We start from the raw sequence: 18,017 nt of genomic DNA on the forward strand, positions 1-18,017 counted from the left end.
GCCAACGCCGCTCGACACGCGGCGTAAGCGTCGGGCCCGACTCAGCGTCTCCGACGAAGAATCGCACGCGGCGGAGCATTGGTGTGTTCGACCAACAAGGGCAGAGCCTGGCAGCTACTTGAGCTGCGGACACGCGCGCCGCTGCCGAGGGCGCCTGATGAGCGGCATCGGGCTGTTGATCCTCTTCGCGATCCTCGGAGCGTTCATCTGCGCCAAGACCCGCTCGCCCTCCGGCGCGGTGGTGTTCTCGCTGATCGCGTTAGTGCTGTTCATCGGCACGCCGGTCGGCCAGGCGGTGCCGGGAGCGGTCGGCACGGTCATGTCGACCGTCGACCAGGCGACGACCCGACCCTGAACGGCGGCGAGCAGTGACCGGCCGTGTGGCCGGTGCGCTCATGGCCGCGCGAGCCGGGGAACTGGAGGACGTCGCCTGCGGCGACTCGAGCGGGCAGCTCCGGGAGCTTGTCGCGGCCGCTCTCTCGGTCAAGGGCGCCTGCGGAGTCGCTGCGCGACCGGACGTCGTCCGGCCCTGGACCGCGAGCCTCGGCGGCCCCGCGGCGCCCACGGCGCGGTGGAGGCGGCACGGCACCTCCACCCACGGTCCCGGGTCCGACCGGGGTCTTCCCGACGGCGGGTCCGGTCCGATGAGGCGTCCTGGACCGGTCCCGCCCACCACGAGCAGGAGGTGGCAGCCATGACCAGCGACTAGCGTTCGAGCGCCGCGTGTCGAGACACCGACCCGGCGCTGTTCTTCCCGGCCGCGAACACCGGCCCGGCCCGGGCAGCGCAGATCTCCGCGGCGAAGGCCGCGTGTCGTCGCCCGCCTGCGTTGCGGCCGGGCGGGCGGGCGCGTACACCGGAGCCTGAGCGGCGTCCGGTTCGGCGGGCTCGCAGGTCACGGGTGTCGGTCATCCGCTCGGCGTGCCGCGGCGCGTGTCGACACCGGCTCGCGCCGACGTCAGTGGCGGGGAGTGCCGTCAGGGTGCCGCGCTGCCACTGAGGTCGGGGGGAGCGGCCAGGAGCCGGCCACCCGCGACGAAGGCCCCGACCGGTACCGGTCAGGGCCTTCATGTGAGGGTGCGCCGTCAGGGACTCGAACCCCGAACCCAGTGGACAGGGTTCACATCGGCCGTGGTGCTTCACCGTCTGCATCTGTGCTGCTCAGCGACATGATCGACTCGTCGTGGTCTTCTGCTGTGGCGGGTCGTCGAGGGCTGTGGTGTGACATAAGCGGTACCGAAAGCGGGCCGTTGGACGAGCGTTCCCATCGTGGATCGTGGCGGACGCGCCCGTGTTTGTTGGTCTCGCCCCGGGGCGACCCGAGCAGGGTGAGTGACGAGGACGACGTTCACGGCAGGAGCGACCGGCCTGCCCCACCGCCAGACGCTGTTGAGGCTCCCAGTCAGCAGCATCCCCACACCAGGGCGGAGGCCAGGGCTGATCACGACATGGCAGAGGCCGAGGAAGCGGTGGCGCGTGGGAGCGGTTCATCTGACCAGCAGGACTCAGTGGCCGGCATGGCAGGCGAGCGCGGGCAGGAGGATCGGCGCACGGTGTGGATGGAGCGTCATCCGGATCGCGACAGATAGTCCTCCCGGGGCTCCTATCGGCGCGGCCGGCCTCGCAGCTTGTTGACCTCGGTGACCAGGCCCTCGGGCGACGAGTCCGAGATCGTGCCCATGGAGCTGGTAGCGGAGGTCAGTTCAGCCGAGGGTCCGTCCAGCACATGCGCACGGTGGTCCCGGATGCGGAGGTCGTAATCGTCGAACGGTCGGACATGAGTCCGATCAGTCGGACGCCGCGACCTCGGTAGCCGGGGTCGCCCGGCGGCTTCCACGTACCATCGTCGTGCACGACGACCGCGACACCGCTTCCGCATGGCGGCCGGTTTGCCAGCACGTCGACGACGCAGGTGTCGCCGTCGGTCGTGGCGTGTTCGACGGCGTTGGTGACGGCTTCGTCGGTGAGTTGGACGACCGCGTCGGCGGTGTCCTCGTCGAGGTCTGCGGCGGCGACCCACTCGCGCAGCTGGAGTCGGACGGCGCGCACCGCATTGGGGCGAGCCGGCCCGTGGAAGGCGAAGCCGCCGGGGCAGGCCCCGGGCTCGGAGATCGACGGGATGCAGCCACAGGGGTGGAAGCTGGTCGCGACGACGGATGTGTTGGTGATCTGGTGCTCCTCAGAACGCCGATTCCTTCCGCGGAGTCCGCGGACGTGGCAGAACTCGGCTACCACATTCCGCGGCCCGGCACGCGCCGATGGGCCGCAATCAGATGGCGAGCGTCGCCACATCGGAGAGCAGCCCAGTGTCGGATGTGAGGCTCAGCCGGTGCGCTCGCGGGTCAGCGGCACCAGGCGGTCGTCGGTGGTGAACAGCCGGCGGGTCAGTCCGAGCGCGACGACGCTGGTCGTGGTGGAGGCGGCGGCGAGGACGAGGAACATGACGACGGCCTGGACCAGGACGGCCTGGATCGGCTGCACTCCCGCGATGATCAGACCTGTCATGGCGCCGGGGAGGAAGACGAGGCCGGTGGCCTTCGTCGTCTCGATCTGCGGGGTGAGGGCCGAGCGCAGGACGCCGCGGAGGTAGGGGCGGGCGGCTTCGCGGGCGGACTGGCCGAGCGCGAGGCGGGCCTCGATCTCGGCGGTCTTGTCGGCGAACTCCTCCTGCAGCCGTCTCCCGGCGAGCACGGTCGAGGTCATGGCGTTACCGACGATCAACCCCGCCATCGGGACCAATGTTCGTGCGCTCAGGGGGAAGACGCCGAGCCCGAACAGCACGAGCAGGGTGACCGCGCCTGCGGCGCCGAACGCCAGGGCCGCGATCGGGATCAGCCCGGGGATCGAGGAGGCGCGGCGCTGGGCGGTCCACACGGCGTAGCCGATCATGGCCGCGACCCACAGCCAGGACCACCAGATCGAGACTCCGGGCTCGAGCAGGAGCACGAGCACGCCCCCGACGAGCAGGAGCTGGACGAGCGCCCGGACTGCGGCCCAGACGATGCTGCGTTCGAGGCCGAGTCGCCATGCCAGGGAGATGACGGCGGCGAGGGCGACCAGGACGAGGGAGGAGGCGGCTCCGGTCCAGCTGATGGTCACGCGGACTCCTCCCGCTGCGCGGTCACGGCACCGTCGCGGACGACGAGGACCCGGTCGGACACGCGCTCGACCTGGGCTTCGTCGTGGCCGACCCAGATCGCGGCCAGTCCGCGGCCGGTGAGCTCGAGGACGGTGTCCTCGAAGGCGCGGGCCGGTCGTTCGTCGAGGGCCGAGGTGGGTTCGTCGAGGAGCAGGGTCTCCGGCTCCGTGATGAGGGTGCGGGCCAGGCACACCCGCTGCAGCTCCCCGCCGGAGAGGGAGTCGGCGTCCCGGTCGAGCAGGTCCGGTTCGAGGGAGACGCGGCGCAGCGCGTCGGCCATGGCGTCCCGGTCGGAGTCCACGGCGGCGACCGCGAGGTTGTCGGCCACCGTGCCGGCGAAGGCCACCGGGCGTTGGAACACCATGCCGACCCGACGGCGGTGCTGGTGGACGTCGAGTTCGGCGATGTCGGTGCCCTGGTAGGTGATCGTGCCGGAGTCGGGGACGTCGAGGCGGTTGAGCAGCCGGAGCATCGTGGTCTTCCCGGCTCCGGAGTCACCCCAGAGCGCGGTCACTCCATCGCCGGGGATGTCGACGTGCACCTCGTCGAGCACACGTCGATCGGCGCGGAGTACGGACACGTCCCGCAGCTCGAAGCCTCGGGTCACGATCGACTACCTCCCGATGGTGCGGGGTGCCCGGCCGCTCCGGGACCACGATTGCGACGACTCTGCCCTCATCGGACGAGCAGCGCTGCATGTTCCAGGTCGAGTTCGCGCTGGATGCGGGTGAACGAGGTCTCGCTGAGCCGGCCGCTGTCGCGCAAGGCGAGCAGCCGCGCGCGCTCGGCGCTCAGCACCGCCTGCCCGTAGCGGCGGTAGGTGTCGCGGACCGATTCCTGTTCCGACTCGTCGCCCGGCCGGATGGGCTCGAGCTGGGCCTGACTGTCGGCCTCCTGCGGGCCGGGACCGTGGTCGACGGCGTCGAGCCGCTCGTCCGCACTGATCTGACGGTTGCGGACCCGCCGGCGGAGCTGCTCGACGATCTCGCTGCGCCCAGGGCGTTCGCGCTCGAGGTCGTCGAGGCACGCCGAGCCGGCGTCCGCGGCCTCCCGACGGGCCAGCGCCTCGTTGCGCGCGTCCTCGTTCAGCTCGTTGCGGGCGCCGGGCAGTCGACGAGCCAGTGCGGACAAGGTCGTCCCCTGGACGAGGAGCGTCACCGCGATCACGACGAAGGTCACGAAGACGATGAGGTCGCGCTGGGGGAAGGGGCGACCGTCCGGGAGCGCGATCGGGATGGTCAGCACCGCGGCGAGCGAGACGGCTCCACGCATCCCGGCCCAGGCGGTCAGCGTGGATTCCGACCAGGTCGCCTGGCGCCGACGAACCACCGCCGGCAGGACCTGTTCGCTCAGCAGCAGCCACACGACACGGGTGATCACGAGGGCCCCGACGACGGCGACGGTCACCGAGGCGATGAGCGTGGGGGAGTACCCGGCGATTCCTGCGACCACGTCGTGCAGTTGGAGGCCTACCACCAGGAAGACCAGCCCCTCGAGCAGCCAGGACAGGGCGGTCTGCACGGAGCCGGTCACCACCCGCGCCCCGGGCTCCATGATCGTGGTCGCCCGGTGGCCGAGGTAGAGCCCTGCCACGACGACGGCGACGAGCCCGGAGCCACCGACCGCATCGGCGGGTAGATACGCCGCGAACGGGGCGATGAGGAACACGACGACATCGGTGTAGGGATTCAGGACGCGGTGGCGGACCCAGCCGACAGCGACAGCGGCGACCAATCCGGCGACCACGCCGCCGGCGCTGGTCAGGACGAACTCGCCGGCTGCGCCCGCGAACGACGTCGAGCTGGTCGCGGCCGTGACGGCGACCGTGAGGGCGGTCAGAGCAGCGGCGTCGTTGAACAGGCTCTCGCCCTCGAGCAGCGTCACCACCCGACGCGGCATCCGCGTCCGGCGGGCCACCGACGTCGCGGCAACCGCATCCGGCGGTGCCACGACCGCGCCGAGCGCGCACGCCGCGGCGAGGCCGAGGCCGGGCACCAGGGCCGCGGCCACGACGCCTACGGCCAGGGTCGAGAGAAGCGTCAGCACGACCGAGAGCAGCAGGATCGCCCGGAAGTGATGTCGGAAGGCAGGCAACGAGGCGGTGAACGCGGCGCCGTAGAGCAACAGCGGCAGCACGACCACCAGGACCAGCTCGGGGTCGATGTGCACGCGCGGCACGAACGGCACCCACGACACTGCAGCTCCGATGAGCAGCAGGGCGATGGCATCCGGTACCCCGAGACGACGCGAGCCCGAGCGCACAAGTGCGGTCACCACGATCAGCCCGACGACTCCGCCCACGACTGCCACCACGCGCAGATCGTCGCAGACCCAGCGGCCGGACCGACCGGTCGTGGCCGTGGCCAGGGACACGGCTCGCGCGGTATCCGCTTGTGCTCAACCGTTCCTTGAGTCGCGTCCGCGAACTAGGTTCGGAGGTCGAGGCGGAGGGGCGCGGAGTGCGGACAGAGGACTCAGGGGTGGGTACTGCGATGGGTGCGATCGAGGGGACCGGGGTGCGCGACCAGTCGCCCGATGCGGTGTTCGACCGCCTGACCGCCATGGTGGCCGCGATGTGCGGAGCGCCCGTGGTCATGTTCACCATCCGGGACGACCAATTGACGTCCTTCCGAGGCGCGATCGGGCTGCCGGAGGCGATCGAGTCCGGGCCTGCCGTGCCGATGCAGGACTCGATGTGTCAGTTCGTGATCACCGACGGCGTCGAGATGATCGTCCCGGACGTCCGGAACGACCCGGCGCTCGGCTGTCTTCCACCTGCTCACCTGCTGGGCGCCGGTTCCTACGCCGGCTTCCCCGTCCACGACCCCGACGGCAGTACCCTCGGCAGTCTCTGCGTGATCGATTACGACGTGCGCGACTGGACCCCCGCAGAACTCGACATGTTCCGCAGCGTCGCGCTCGCCGCGAGCAGCGAGGTCGCCCTCCGCACTGCCCTGCGGACTTCCGAGATCGCGGCGCGGCAGGCCGAGGAGGCGTCGCGCCGTGCCGAGGAGCACGCAAAGGAGGCGTCCGATCTGGCTCGGGTCCTGCAGGAGGCGCTCCTGCCCACGGCGACGCCGCGCATCCCGGGGTTGGAGTTGGCGACGCGCTATCGCGCGGGAGCCGACGGTACGAAGGTGCTCGGAGACTTCTACGACGTGTTCCCGGTTCCGTCCGGCTGGGGCGTCGTCGTCGGCGACGTCTGCGGCAAGGGCATCCAGGCGGCTCGCACGACCGCGCTGGCGCGCTCGACGGTCCGTGCGGTCGGCCACGCCGAGGACGATCCGGAGGTCGTGCTCACCACGCTCAACGAGGTGCTCCACGTCTGGTTCGGCGACCAGCGCAGCTTTGCCACGGCGGTCTACGCCACGCTGCACCAGGGGGCGCACGGCGTGGAGGTCACCGTGGCCAGCGCCGGCCATCCGGCCGGCTTCGTGGTGTGCTGCGACGGGCGGGTGCAGCGCCTCCATGACGGCGGGCGTGTCCTCGGTATCTACGCCGAGTCCGATGTGGCTGTGGAGAAGGTCCGACTCGGCCCCGGCGACGGTCTCGTGCTCTTCACCGACGGCATCACCGAAGCACGGAGACACGGAAACCCCGAGCAGTTCGACGAGGACGGCGTCGACCGGACGCTGCGTGCGCTGTCTCCGGGAACTTCGGCCGACGGCATCGCGACCGCCGTCAGCAATGCGGCCCTCGCCCACGCCGGCGGTGAGGTCTCCGACGACACCGCTGTCCTCGTCCTGCGCAAGCCGCCCGAACAGCGCTGAACGGAGACCTCGGGCCGAGCACGCCCGGCCCCGCCGCCGCGGTCACCGAACGAGGACGTGCACCTCGACGTCGTCGGGCACGCCCTTGCGATTCAGGTCCGTGCGCGGCCGGAAGCGACCGTCGGACCCGGGACCGAGGACCCGGCATACCGCGTCGGAGACGCACACTTCGCCGCCCTCGGCGGCGTCCGCGATCCGCGCGGCGATGTTCACGTCGCGGCCGAAGTAGTCGCCGCCGTCGAACCTGGGCCGGCCGAGATGCACGCCGGCGCGCTGCCGTAGCCGGTGGCCACCCATCGCCTCTGGATCGAGCCCGTCGACCAGGTCGCGGGTCCACTCCGCGGCGGCGAGCGCGTCGGAAGGATCGGGGAAGACCACCATGAGGCCGTCCCCGAGTCGCTTCACGAGCGTCCCTCGGCGGGCCACGGCAGGTTCGACGACCTCCGCGATCCGGGTCAGAGCGGTCAGCGCGACCTCGTCGCCGACCTCCAGGGTCCAGTCGGAGAACCCAGCGATGTCGGTGAAGAGCACGGCGAGCTCGCCGGAATCGCCCCCGGCGCGCTCGCCTCCGTGCTGGGCCTGCCAGAGCTGGAGCGCCGTCGAGCCGAGCTCGCGCAGAACGCTGGGTCGGTGCGCCGCCACAGGCGCCAGGCGCAAGGCCAGGTCGGTGGCGAGCCCCGGACCGAGCGACAGCGGGTCGACGGCGACGTCCTGGCCGGGCAGGTGTCGCCGGGCCCACCTCACGAACCCCGCCACCAACGGGTCGCCGTCCAGTCGCTCGGCCACCCTCTCGACCCCGGCCGCCAGCGAGCACGACGCCCGAGACGCGTCGCCGTCAGACACCACGTGCCTCACCGGGTCCCGATGAACTCATGATGTCCATCCTCGCTGCCATCGCCGCCACGGGGCTGCAAAGGCGCTCACGGACACAGGACGGAGCCGACGTGACGCCGATCCGGTGCGCAACTCGGGCACGAGGGAACGATGGCAGCGCTCCGCGGTATGTCGCTGAGAGCCCCTGGAGGTGCGCCACCTGATCGCGCGTGGGGCAAACTCTCACTCCGTGACCGACGCTGCGGACGCCGCGATCTCTGCCCTGCGCGAAGCAACCCAGGCCCTGGGGATCGGCCAGCAGGCCGCCAGTCGTGCCGAGCCCACCGACGATGATGAGCCCGGGGTCGCTCTCGAGGTCGCCTACCTCCTCGATGCCACCGTCCACCTGTTGCGCAGCACGGACCTCGAGTCCGTCCCGGGCAGCAGCGAGTCCCACCGGCTGCACGCCGTCGTCCAGCACCTGAGCAACGGCGCCGAGCTCGCTCGCCGGGGCCAGGTCGCAGGCGGCCCTATTGCCGCGCATCCCGAACCTCGCACCGCGGGGCCACAACTCTGATCGCGCCCCACGGCGGGCCGCCACACCTCGCGCACGGCGATGGCAGCACAGGACGTGTCCGTCGTCGACGCTGCGCCGAGCTCCGACGGAGCTGCTTCGTTCGGTGAGCATCCTGTGCGCTCGACGTGGTGCCGATTGCGCGCGATCCTGTCGATAAACTCGATCTCCAACCCGGAGCCTCACGCTCCCACCAGGCGTCGACCCCAAGCGCGCCTGAGACCGCACACGCGTACAGGGAGACTGCGCTGTGACCGAACCAGCCGAATGCTCGTTGTTGGACTTCCTCAACGGACCCGACGTCGAGCCCTCCGCCGAGTGGGTAGCAGCAGCGACGAGCCGGGAGCCGTCCGACCGGGCCGAGCAGGCTCTGATCGTGCAACGGCGCGCAGAGGACACCGAGCAGCGTCTCGCGGCGCTCCGCGCCCGCCGCGCCGTCGCCTCCCGCGACGACGAAGCCGTCGGCGTGCTGATGGCTGCATTCAACGTCGGCGCCGAACGGGCCTTCGAGTGCCTGATGTGGGTCAGCCAGCAGAGTGGCACGCCGTTACCCGACGTCACCCACCAGTTCATGGACCGCGCCGAGGCTCTCGGGTCCGACAGTCACGACCGCGAAGCCCTGCTCGGGTTGCTCTCCAAGCTCGCCGGCCGTGTGAACGCCTCGACGAGCTGATCTCGCCCCCGGCTCCAACAGAGCCTGCTCGCCGTCGAGCCCGCGACTGTTCGCAGAGCCCACGTCCGGCCGCGCAGACTGCGCAGGACGGGCGCGGTGGGCGGGGATGCCGGAGCCAGTCACGCCGGCGCCGACGAGCCGTGACCCGGGCCTCTACCGCCACGCCCAGGCCGCGATCGCGCGCACCGTCCCTCGCTCGGCAAGGAGGAGAAAGGATCGCGTGGAGGGCAGGCGTCGACTCGCCGTGCGCACTCTCTGCGAGCGCCCTCGGCGCGAGCGGGCCCGTGAACCCCCTACTCGGGCTGCGGGTCGGGGTCGGGTGCGGATGCCTGGGCGAGGAAGCGGTCGTAGACGACTGCGGCGAGGACGGCGCCGACGATCGGGCCGACGAGGTAGGCCCAGAAGGCGGTGAAGGTGCCCGAGACGATCTCGGGCCCTAGCGCGCGGGCGGGGTTGACCGCGCCGCCGGACACGGGTCCGCCGATGAGGACCGCGGCCGCGAGGGCGAACCCGACCGCCGGACCGACCGCGGCGGGGGCGACGCGCTCGTCGGTGGCCACCGAGATGATCACCAACATCAGCAGGAAGGTGATCAGGACCTCGACCAGCAGGACCTGTCCGATTCCGGCGCCGGTGGCGGGGACGGTGGCGCCGAGCGCGGCCTGGTCCCGGGCGGCCGAGCCGAACACGCCCCACACCGCGAGCGAGGCCAGGACGGCGCCGACGATCTGGGCGACGAGGTAGGCGGGGGCGAAGCGCCACGGGAACTTGCGGGTCACGGCGAGGGCGAGGGTGACCGCGGGGTTGAGGTGGGCGCCGGACACGTGCCCGAGCGCGGAGACCAGGGCGACGAGGACGAGGCCGAAGGCGAGCCCGACGGCCAGGGAGTCGACGGGGGAGCCGGCGATCGAGCGACCGAGCGCTCCAGAGACTGCGACCGCGGTGCCGGTGAAGATCAGCGCGAAGGTGCCGATCAGTTCGGCGGTGGCGGCGCGGACCATGTTCGCGCCGATGTCGCTGCCGTAGAGCCCGGCGGTAGGGCTGCTCATGGTGGTTTGTTCCTCTCCGTCGTCCGCCCATGTGCTCGTGGCGGCTGCTGGGACCAGTTACGCCGGTTGGACCCACTCCGGAGGCCACCCTCTCCGCGCCCATGTGTGACATCTGGCATAGCCTGGCCGTGCCGTGAGTCGGGGTCGGCTGCGGCGTCGACATGTCGGGTAGGTCGGCTGCGGTGACAGGAGGTCCTGCGCGACGAGAGAGCGAGAGATCGGGGGTGGCGTCCGTGTCGAGCCCGGACCCGTCGTCGGGCGGCGACGGCGCGGCCGCCGCGTCGAAACCCGGTCGGGCGGGGCACGGCTGGGACGGTGCCGCCGACGAGTGGCTGATCGCGCAGGCGGTGTCGGGGTCGAAGTTCTCGGGGCAGGCGTTCGAGGTGCTGCTGCGAAGGCACCGGGACCGCATCTACAGGATCGCGCTGCGTCTGACGGGTGACCCCGTCGACGCCCAGGACGTCGCCCAGGACGTCGCGGTGCAGCTGTGGCGCGCGCTGGCCGGTTTCACCGGGTCGTCGACCTTCTCGACGTGGCTCTATCGCATCGTGGTGAACCGCAGCCTGAACCACCGCCGCGCGCAGCGGGTCCCCGGCCGCCGGACCGAGGTGCTCGGTGAGGCCGACCACCCCACGGTGCGCGGCCCCGAGCCCCGGGTTCTCGACGCGGCTCGGCTCGATGCCGCGGGCGCGGCCCTGTCCGCGCTGCCCGCCGAGCAGCGTGCCGCGGTCGTGCTGTGCCAGATCGAGGGGTTGTCCTACCGTGAGGCAGCGGCGATCGTCGGCGTCAGTGAAGCGGCTCTGCGCAGTCGTCTGGAACGTGGGCGCAGGAATCTCGTCGCGGCGATGCGGGAGTGGACATGAGTAGCGACGCGTCGCTGCCGTGCGGCCGCGACCCCGACGAGTTGCTCGCGCAGGTCGCCGACGGCTCGGGCGCCGCTCGCGACGACCACCAGCAGCAGTGCCCGCACTGCCGGGCGACGCTGGCGGAGTACACCCGGCTCTGGGCGCCCTTCGACGAGCTCGCCGCCGCCGAGGTGCAGGCACCGGCCGGCCTGTTCGACCAGGCCCTGGCCGCGATCCGCGAACAGGCCGCCCCGTCCGGATACGGGCGGGTGCCCGACCCCGAGAGTTCGATCCTGGTCTCCGCCCACGTCGTCGTCGCGGTGGCCGGGCACGCCGCCCGCGGCACCGTCGGGGTTCGCGCCGCGCTCAGCGCGCTCGGAGCGAACCCCGAGGACGCCGAGGGCGCATCGACCGTGCCGGTGACGGCGGGGCTGAGCGGGCAGAGCGTGGCGCTCGAGCTGGCGGTGGCCGCGGAGTACGGCCACGACCTCCAGCGACTCGCGACGCATCTGCGCGAGCGGGTCGCCGCCGAGGTCCGGACCCAGACCGGGCTCGAGGTCGTCGTCGTCGACATCACCGTCACCGACGTCTTCCCCCGACTCGACCCGCCTGACGACGGCCGGAGCGGCCCCGCGCGCCGAGAGTGACCGGAGTCACCCGTTGGTAGCGAGAGGATCCGTCGCGGCCCGGGTCCAACCACACGTGGACCGGGACGCCTGAGCGTTCCGGTCGCCGCTCCCTCGGGTTCGGGGGGTCGGCCCAGACGACGTGCGAGGAGCTCCCATGACCGTCCCCACCACCGCCACCACGCCCGACCCCGCCGGTAGCGCGCTGTCGACCTCCCCGGCCGGCGCGGGCAGCGCGCTGGACACCCCCGAGGGCAAGACCACCATCTCGGACTCGGTGGTCTCCAAGGTCGCCGGGATCGCCGCCCGGGAGATCCCCGGGGTGTACGGCTTCGGCGGCGGAGCCGCGCGGGCCTTCGGCGCGATCAGCGAGCGCATCTCCGGCGGCCGCTCCTCCTCGACCCAGGGTGTGTCGGTGGAGGTCGGCGAGCGCCAGGCCGCGATCGACCTGACCGTCGTCGTGGAGTACGGCGTCGGGATCGCCGAGCTCGCCCGCGCGATCCGCCGCAACGTCATCGGCGCCGTCGAGCAGATGACGGGCCTGGACGTCGTCGAGGTCAACATCAACGTCGTCGACCTGCACCTGCCCAGCGACGACAACGACGACGACCGGGACGAGACGACCTCGCGTCCGGCCAACCGCGTTCAGTGACCGTCCCACCCACCTCACCGTCACCCGGTGACGGTGGGGACGCCCCGGCCTCGACCGGTCCGGGGCCCATGCCCCCGACCACGGCGGCACCTCCTGGACCGAGGCCCGGGCAGCCGCCGCGTTTCGACCCGGCCGGGCCCGTGACCGCGCCGCCGGCGCGCGACACCGACGCCCTGGTCGACCCGGTCGCGGCCGCGGTACTGGCCTGCCCCGCGGTCTCGCGGCTCTCGGCCGGTCCGTACGGCACCGTCGGGACCTACCTGCCCGGGCGGCGCGTGGCCGGCATCCAGATCACCGCGACCGAGGTCACGGTGCGCGTCGTCGCTTTCCCCGGCCCGCTGCGGACGCTGGAGACCCAGGTCCGGGCCGCAGTGTCGGCGCTGGTGCCCGGCCTGCCGGTGCACCTCGGGCTCGACGGCCTCGACGTCACCGGGCTCGACGCCGCCGGGCCGTAGCACCTCCGCACGACCTGCCGTCCGAGCACGCAGGTCGCCCACCGGCGGCCCCGCGCGGATGCGGGGGCACCGGCCGTCTGTCGGGCCCGGCCCCTCGCCGGGCCCGACGCGCGTGCACCTCCGCCCCTCGACGGTGTCCTCCCGCACCCGTCCCCGCACTTCCTGGAGTTGATCGACATGCCTGTCTCGAACACCGTCCTCGGCCTGATCGTCGGACTGGTCCTCGGCGTCTCCGCCGCCTTCGGCGGCTTCGTGGCGTTCCTGATCGTGCTCGTCCTGGGCGCGCTGGGGCTGCTCATCGGCCGCGCCCTCGACGGACAGCTCGACCTCGACGGCCTCACCGGCCGCGGCCGCTCCTCCAGCAGGCTCTGAGGCACGCGTGATGAGCAACCGCGACCACCGCCCCGAGCCGGAACCGGACGACAGCCCGACCGGCCAGGTCCCCGTCGTCCCACCTACGCCCGCGGAATTCGCACCAGTGACCGAGAAGGTCACCTCGACCGCCAACGGCCCCACCCCCGGCGCCGGCCGCCACGCGGGCCTCCCCGCCGACCCCGCTGAGGCCGCCGAACGCGGCAGCCTCTCGATCGAGGACGTCGTGGTGGAGAAGGTCGCGATCGCCGCCGCCGGCGAGATCGACGGTGTCGGTGGCGCCGCGCGGCGCGTGCTCGGTGTCCCCACCGGACGCGACGACGGCGACGGCCGCCCCCGCGCCTCCGCACGGGTCAGCGCCCAGACCGCCGCCCTCGAGGTTCGCCTCACCGTCGCCTACCCCGCCTCGGTCCGCGAGACCACAGAAGACGTCCGCGCGCACGTCCGCGACCGGGTCGAAACCCTGACCGAGCTGACCGTCACCCGGGTCGACATCTCCGTCGCCGCCCTGACCGCGGCTTCGGCCCGCTCGAGCAGCAAGAGGGTGATCGTATGATCCGCCGCCCCCGCCGTAGCCTGCCCGCCACCATCGTCGCCCTGGTCATCCTCGCGGTCTGCGTGCTCGTCGTCGTCGCCGTCGTCCAGTCCCTGCTCGGCCAGACCCCGTTCCTCACCCTCTCCGCGCTGCTCGGGATCACCTCCTCGCAGAGCTGGTCGAGCGCCGGCACCGTCGCCGTGGCGATCGTGCTCGCCGTCCTCGGACTGATCCTGCTGCTCGTCGCGATCCGCCCCGGGGCCCCGACAGTGCTGCCGCTGCGCGCCCTGGTCGACGACGACGGCAGCCGCGGCGCCGACGCCGGCGTCCGCCGCAACACCTTGACCAAGGACCTCGCCACCACCGCGGGCGCCGTTCCCGGGGTCACCTCCGCCAACGTCTCCGCCCGCGTGGGACGCATCACCGCCACCGTCACGGTCGCCGCCGCCGACCCCGCCTCCGTCCCCGGCGAGGTCCAGACCCGCCTCGAGACCCGTCTCGTCGAGATTGGCCCCGCCACCCGCCCGAAGGTGCGGGTCCGCGCCCGCGCCGACAAGAACACCTAGGAGAGCCCGTCATGGCCAGCCCGAACCGGCCCGCCCGGCTCAACCGCACCCTGCTGCTGCTCGTGGCCGTCGTCCTGCTCGCCGCGGCGGCATTCACGCTACTCACCGCCTTCGGGGTGCTCGCCCTGGTCTCGGCCGATCAGACGCTGACCCCGACCTCGCTGTCCCCGCCGACCTGGGTGTCCTACGTGACCATTCTGGTCGCGGTCGTGGTCGGGCTGCTCGCGCTGCGCTGGTTGCTCGCCCAGACCCAGCGCCGCGCCAAGACCGGCACCTGGCGTCTCGAGGCCGACCCCGCCTCGGGGGCGACCCGCATCGACGCCCAGGACGCCGTCGCCCCGCTGGTCGACGAGGTCGAGAACTACCCCGGCGTGCACCGCGCCTCCGCGCGCCTCGCCGGCACCGCCAGCCGTCCAATGCTCTACCTCACTGTCGGCACCGAGGACGCCGCCGACATCACCGACGTCCGCCGCCGCATCGACACCGACGCCGTCCCCCGGCTCCGGCAGGCCCTCGACCTGTCCGCCCTGCCCGCCGAGGTCCTCTTCCGCCTCGACGATGCCCGCAGCGCCCGACTGTCCTAACCGCCCAGTTGCCACACTGATTCGGACCGCTCCCTGGGGTGGTCGCCCCGCCGATCTGGCCTGCCCAAGCCTTTGCTCGGGTTGGCTGCCAGCACATCGAGCGAGCTGTCGATGCCGCTCACTAGCCTGAGCCGGTGGTCGAGTTCGACGAGGCGTTCGTGCTGTCCGAGTCGTTGCTCGCGGAGCCGTTGCCCGACCGTTGGCGTCACGTGCAGGCCGTCGCTAGCGAAGCCTCACGTCTTGGTGGCCTCGACGGTGTCGACGCCGAGGACCTGCGCGTCGCGGCGATCCTGCACGACATCGGCTACGCCCCGGCGATCGCGCACGAGCGCTTCCACCCGCTCGACGGCGCGCGCTTCCTCGCGCGCGAGGGCTGTTCGGACCGCGTGGTCGCACTCGTCGCCCGCCACTCCTGCGCCGTCGTCGAAGCGCAGCTCCGTCAGGTCGTTGGTGTCGAGTACTACGTCGACGAAGTCAGCCCGACACGTGATGCGCTCTGGTACTGCGACGCCACCACCGGTCCGCAGGGGCAACGGCTCACTGCTGACGAGCGCTGGGCCGAGATTCGTCACCGGTACGGCGCAGGCAACGTCGTCACGGCCTTTCTCGACCAGGCCGAACCCGAGCTGCGAGCAGCAGTCGACCGCACCCTGTCGAGGATGTCCACGGCCGGCATTCCGATCTAGTCGACGTGTGGGGCAGCGCCACGAACGCCGTCGTCGATCCGGCGTCGCATCCGCCCATCGATCGGCAGCTGCTCCAGCTCTGCCCGACTCACCCACCGCACGGTGCGGCTCTCGCCGCTCGAGCGCGGGCTGCCGCCGATCACACGAGCACGCAGGCAGATCGAGAACTCCTGCCGGACCTCGCCGTCGTCGTAAGCGATGACGTGGCGGGGATCGGAGTAGATGCCGACCACGCCCGCGACCTCGACCTCGATCCCCGTCTCCTCGCGGGTCTCGCGAACGGCAGCCTCGCGGACGGACTCGCCGAGCTCCTGCGCGCCACCAGGAAGCGCCCACTTGCCGTTATCCGTGCGCTCGATCAAGAGGACACGGTCCTGGTCGTCGACGGCTACGACGGCGACGGCCACCACGAGGCTGTTCGGCGGAGGAGCGTCAGGGTCGTCGTAGTAGTCGGTCTTCGGCACGCTCACAGGCCTACCACTTGGGAGGCGTGCCGCCCTCCCAGACGCGGTCGAAGCTGTCGGAGTAGGTGTCGAAGAGGTCGGTCGTTGCCGCGCGCATCAGGTGCATCGCCGGCGCGTGCGGCGCAGGGGCTCCGAAGATGTGGGGATTGACGATCATCTGGTCGTCGTAGCGGTAGATCGAGTTGTAGAGCGTCGTCCCGTGGCAGCGAATCTCGATCCCCGGTTCACCTGCGAGCTTGCCGAAGAATGCGAGCGCATTCTTGATCTTCGCGCCGATCGCGCCCTTGCCGATGCCTTCGTCGAGGCTGCGGCGCGCGACCTCGCGGCTTGCGGGGTCTCCGAAGAGCAGCCGAATCTGCGCGCCGTCGGCTCCCTTGCGTCGGAGGGCAGGCAGGAGGCCCGGGTTCTCGGTCAGGAACATGCCGACGTAGACGAGGACGTCGATCCGCTCGCCGGCGTCGTCGAGCATCTGATCCCACAGCTCCCGCGGGATCGCGTTCCGGCTGGGGTAGATCGTGACCTGCACCGACCCGCCGTCGGGAACGCTCGTCCCCGGCGCGGCGGCCCGTTGAGCGGGGACCTGCATCAGCGTGCCGGCCGGCGCGAACATCTCCGCCACCGTGACCCCGGGGAACATCGCCTCGAGCACCTGGCAGTGGTGCGGGTAGGGGAGGCCCTTGAGTCCGCCCGCCTGCCAGCGGTGCAGTTGTGCGCGGCTCGGATAGGTACCGACGTACGACGAATCGATCTCGCGCGCCACGCGGTCGTACTGCAGGCAGAACGCGCGGTAGTTCTGCCAGTGCCGATCCCGCAGGAGATCGCGCAGTTTCACGGCGGTGTCCATCGCGCTGTTCCCCTCGCGCCGAAGATCCCGTTCGGAGCGTAGACGAGACGAAGACGCGACAGGGCGAAACAGACAAGTCCGAGGCGCGACATTCGCGCCGACGCGATGAGACGTGCCCTCCACCGACCGTCGTATCGCCCCGCTCAACTGGGGCGGACGACGGCGCACCTCGCGCCATGGCGATCCAGGAGGAGCCATGGGTGGCACTGCTCCCACACCCCGAACGACCACCGAGTCCACCGGACTCCTGATCACCGTCGAGGAGGTCGCTCGCCTCTGGTTCGGCGAGGTCGGAGACGGCGGCTCCGCAAGCACCAACTGCCAGCGCATCCGTCGGCTCATCCCCAGGACGCTGCCGGCGCGCCGCATCGGCAACCGCTGGTACGTCAGCCGCGCAGTCGCAGAAGCGTGGGCGGCCGGCTCCGACCCGGCGTCGGTCATGACCCACCCGGACACGCGCGCCGCAGCCGAGGGCGCCTGATGAGCGGCATCGGGCTGTTGATCCTCTTCGCGATCCTCGGCGCCTTCATCTGCGCGAAGACCCGCTCGCCGTCCGGTGCGGTGGTGTTCTCGCTGATCGCTCTCGTGCTGTTCATCGGCACGCCGGTCGGGCAGGCCGTGCCGGGAGCGGTCGGCAAGGTCATGTCGACCGTCGACCAGGCCACGACCCCGGCTCTCAACGGCGGCGAGCAGTGACCGGCCGCCACGCGATCGTCGCGCTCAGGGCCGCGCGGGCCGTGCAGATGGAGGACGTCGCCTGCGGCGACGCGAGCGGTCGGCCCCTGGAGCTTGTCGCGGCCGCTCTCCCGGTCAAGGGCGCCTGCGGCGTCGCTGCGCGACCGGACGTCGTCCGGCCCTGGACCGCGAGCCTCGGCGGCCCCGCGGCGCCCACGGCGCGGTGGAGGCGGCACGGCACCTCCACCCACGGCTCCGGGTCCGACCGGGGTCTTCCCGACGGCGGGTCCGGTCCGGTGGGGCGTCCTGGACCGGACCCGTCCACCACGAGCAGGAGGTGGCACCCATGACCAGCGACTGGCGCACGAGCGCCGCGTGTCGAGACACCGACCCCGAGCTGTTCTTCCCGGCCGCGAACACCGGCCCGGCCTGGGCAGCGCAGGTCGCCGCAGCGAAGGCCGTGTGCCGTCGCTGCCCCGTGATCGAGCAGTGCCGGACGTTCGCCGTGGACGGGCTGCGCTACGGCGTGGCCGGCGGACTGACCGAACAGGAGCGGGTCACGCACCGCCGCTCGCGCACGACCTCCGGCCGGAGAGGCACGCGGTCTCGACGGCTGGACCAGGTGCGCGACGACCGGCTCACGGGTCGGCGGCTGTTGGAGGAGGGCGTCCGCCCGCGCGACGTCGCGACCCGCT

General features: G+C 72.0%; 23 protein-coding genes and 2 pseudogenes. 17 read left to right on the forward strand and 8 right to left on the reverse strand.

All coding sequences use genetic code 11. From position 1 onward, the window contains the following. Positions 1-157 precede the first annotated feature (157 nt). Together BJ983_RS29610 and BJ983_RS31370 are read left to right on the forward strand one after the other, a co-directional pair. Positions 158-355, forward strand: a complete 198-nt coding sequence (locus BJ983_RS29610; protein ID WP_179797098.1) for a hypothetical protein — start codon at positions 158-160, stop codon at positions 353-355. A gap of 369 nt (positions 356-724) precedes the next feature. Next, positions 725-1,000: pseudogene (locus BJ983_RS31370) on the forward strand (hypothetical protein); the annotation flags it as partial. Positions 1,001-1,698: 698 nt separating this feature from the next. On the opposite strand, the gene BJ983_RS31375 reads toward BJ983_RS31370, so the two are convergent. The 4 genes from BJ983_RS31375 to BJ983_RS29635 form a co-directional block, all read right to left on the reverse strand. Beyond that, positions 1,699-2,292: an ATP-binding protein gene (locus BJ983_RS31375; RefSeq protein WP_246325683.1), complete on the reverse strand. Its 594-nt coding sequence runs from the start codon at positions 2,290-2,292 to the stop codon at positions 1,699-1,701. 30 nt (positions 2,293-2,322) lie between these two features. Next, a complete protein-coding gene (locus BJ983_RS29625) occupies positions 2,323-3,099 on the reverse strand; it encodes an ABC transporter permease (protein ID WP_179797100.1) in 777 nt (258 codons plus the stop codon). Then, positions 3,096-3,746, reverse strand: coding sequence for an ATP-binding cassette domain-containing protein (locus BJ983_RS29630; protein ID WP_179797101.1), 651 nt, complete (start codon positions 3,744-3,746; stop codon positions 3,096-3,098). Before BJ983_RS29630 ends, BJ983_RS29625 begins: the two co-directional genes overlap by 4 nt. 68 nt (positions 3,747-3,814) lie before the next feature. Next, complete coding sequence (locus BJ983_RS29635) at positions 3,815-5,452, reverse strand: Na+/H+ antiporter (RefSeq protein ID WP_179797102.1); 1,638 nt, start codon at positions 5,450-5,452, stop codon at positions 3,815-3,817. A gap of 179 nt (positions 5,453-5,631) precedes the next feature. Between BJ983_RS29635 and BJ983_RS29640 the strand changes: the two genes are divergently transcribed. Continuing rightward, entirely contained in the window at positions 5,632-6,909 is a 1,278-nt protein-coding gene (locus tag BJ983_RS29640; protein ID WP_179797103.1) for a PP2C family protein-serine/threonine phosphatase, read from the forward strand. Between the two features lie 42 nt (positions 6,910-6,951). Here the strand turns inward: BJ983_RS29640 and BJ983_RS29645 are convergent, their stop codons facing one another. Then, a complete protein-coding gene (locus BJ983_RS29645) occupies positions 6,952-7,695 on the reverse strand; it encodes an adenylate/guanylate cyclase domain-containing protein (protein ID WP_179797104.1) in 744 nt (247 codons plus the stop codon). A 277-nt stretch (positions 7,696-7,972) separates the two neighbouring features. On the opposite strand from BJ983_RS29645, the gene BJ983_RS29650 reads away from it, so the two are divergent. Continuing rightward, complete coding sequence (locus BJ983_RS29650; protein WP_179797105.1) at positions 7,973-8,299, forward strand: hypothetical protein; 327 nt, start codon at positions 7,973-7,975, stop codon at positions 8,297-8,299. Positions 8,300-8,546: 247 nt separating this feature from the next. Further along, positions 8,547-8,969 (forward strand): ANTAR domain-containing protein, encoded by a 423-nt coding sequence (locus BJ983_RS31975; protein WP_179797106.1) that lies wholly within the window; start codon positions 8,547-8,549, stop codon positions 8,967-8,969. Positions 8,970-9,262: 293 nt separating this feature from the next. On the opposite strand, the gene BJ983_RS29660 is transcribed toward BJ983_RS31975, so the two are convergent. After that, complete coding sequence (locus tag BJ983_RS29660) at positions 9,263-10,018, reverse strand: MIP/aquaporin family protein (protein WP_179797107.1); 756 nt, start codon at positions 10,016-10,018, stop codon at positions 9,263-9,265. A gap of 233 nt (positions 10,019-10,251) precedes the next feature. Here BJ983_RS29660 and BJ983_RS29665 point away from each other — a divergent pair, with 233 nt between their 5' ends. The 9 genes from BJ983_RS29665 (at position 10,252) to BJ983_RS29705 (ending at position 15,339) form a co-directional block, all read left to right on the forward strand. After that, on the forward strand, positions 10,252-10,881 hold the full coding sequence (locus BJ983_RS29665) for a sigma-70 family RNA polymerase sigma factor (protein ID WP_179797108.1): 630 nt from the start codon (positions 10,252-10,254) through the stop codon (positions 10,879-10,881). Beyond that, positions 10,878-11,510 carry an Asp23/Gls24 family envelope stress response protein gene (locus tag BJ983_RS29670; RefSeq protein WP_179797109.1) on the forward strand — a complete coding sequence of 211 codons (633 nt, stop codon included), beginning with the start codon at positions 10,878-10,880 and terminating at the stop codon, positions 11,508-11,510. Before BJ983_RS29665 ends, BJ983_RS29670 begins: the two co-directional genes overlap by 4 nt. A 136-nt stretch (positions 11,511-11,646) precedes the next feature. After that, the gene (locus BJ983_RS29675; protein WP_179797110.1) at positions 11,647-12,141 is read left to right on the forward strand and encodes an Asp23/Gls24 family envelope stress response protein; all 495 of its coding nucleotides are present in this window, start codon (positions 11,647-11,649) and stop codon (positions 12,139-12,141) included. A 140-nt stretch (positions 12,142-12,281) separates the two neighbouring features. Continuing rightward, positions 12,282-12,596, forward strand: coding sequence for a hypothetical protein (locus BJ983_RS29680; protein ID WP_179797111.1), 315 nt, complete (start codon positions 12,282-12,284; stop codon positions 12,594-12,596). 177 nt (positions 12,597-12,773) lie between these two features. Then, the gene (locus BJ983_RS29685; RefSeq protein ID WP_179797112.1) at positions 12,774-12,968 is read left to right on the forward strand and encodes a DUF2273 domain-containing protein; all 195 of its coding nucleotides are present in this window, start codon (positions 12,774-12,776) and stop codon (positions 12,966-12,968) included. A gap of 106 nt (positions 12,969-13,074) precedes the next feature. Then, on the forward strand, positions 13,075-13,524 hold the full coding sequence (locus tag BJ983_RS29690; protein WP_343054420.1) for an Asp23/Gls24 family envelope stress response protein: 450 nt from the start codon (positions 13,075-13,077) through the stop codon (positions 13,522-13,524). Further along, positions 13,521-14,069, forward strand: coding sequence for a DUF6286 domain-containing protein (locus BJ983_RS29695; RefSeq protein ID WP_179797114.1), 549 nt, complete (start codon positions 13,521-13,523; stop codon positions 14,067-14,069). Before BJ983_RS29690 ends, BJ983_RS29695 begins: the two co-directional genes overlap by 4 nt. Positions 14,070-14,080: 11 nt before the next feature. Beyond that, the gene (locus tag BJ983_RS29700) at positions 14,081-14,653 is read left to right on the forward strand and encodes an Asp23/Gls24 family envelope stress response protein (RefSeq protein WP_179797115.1); all 573 of its coding nucleotides are present in this window, start codon (positions 14,081-14,083) and stop codon (positions 14,651-14,653) included. A 134-nt stretch (positions 14,654-14,787) separates the two neighbouring features. Continuing rightward, entirely contained in the window at positions 14,788-15,339 is a 552-nt protein-coding gene (locus BJ983_RS29705; RefSeq protein ID WP_179797116.1) for an HD domain-containing protein, read from the forward strand. On the opposite strand, the gene BJ983_RS29710 is transcribed toward BJ983_RS29705, so the two are convergent. Both BJ983_RS29710 and BJ983_RS30315 read right to left on the reverse strand, forming a co-directional pair. Further along, the gene (locus BJ983_RS29710) at positions 15,336-15,803 is read right to left on the reverse strand and encodes an NUDIX domain-containing protein (protein WP_179797117.1); all 468 of its coding nucleotides are present in this window, start codon (positions 15,801-15,803) and stop codon (positions 15,336-15,338) included. The genes BJ983_RS29705 and BJ983_RS29710 overlap by 4 nt on opposite strands. 10 nt (positions 15,804-15,813) lie before the next feature. Further along, positions 15,814-16,647: a DUF5919 domain-containing protein gene (locus BJ983_RS30315; RefSeq protein ID WP_218890559.1), complete on the reverse strand. Its 834-nt coding sequence runs from the start codon at positions 16,645-16,647 to the stop codon at positions 15,814-15,816. Positions 16,648-16,843: 196 nt separating this feature from the next. On the opposite strand from BJ983_RS30315, the gene BJ983_RS29720 reads away from it, so the two are divergent. The 3 genes and pseudogenes from BJ983_RS29720 to BJ983_RS31385 form a co-directional block, all read left to right on the forward strand. After that, positions 16,844-17,128 (forward strand): helix-turn-helix domain-containing protein, encoded by a 285-nt coding sequence (locus BJ983_RS29720; RefSeq protein WP_179797118.1) that lies wholly within the window; start codon positions 16,844-16,846, stop codon positions 17,126-17,128. Beyond that, on the forward strand, positions 17,128-17,343 hold the full coding sequence (locus tag BJ983_RS29725; protein WP_246325685.1) for a hypothetical protein: 216 nt from the start codon (positions 17,128-17,130) through the stop codon (positions 17,341-17,343). Before BJ983_RS29720 ends, BJ983_RS29725 begins: the two co-directional genes overlap by 1 nt. Before the next feature lie 325 nt (positions 17,344-17,668). Beyond that, a pseudogene (locus BJ983_RS31385) lies at positions 17,669-17,899 on the forward strand (WhiB family transcriptional regulator); the annotation flags it as partial. Between the last annotated feature and the right edge of the window lie 118 nt (positions 17,900-18,017).

It is taken from the genome of Actinomycetospora corticicola (assembly GCF_013409505.1).
GTDB lineage: Bacteria > Actinomycetota > Actinomycetes > Mycobacteriales > Pseudonocardiaceae > Actinomycetospora > Actinomycetospora corticicola.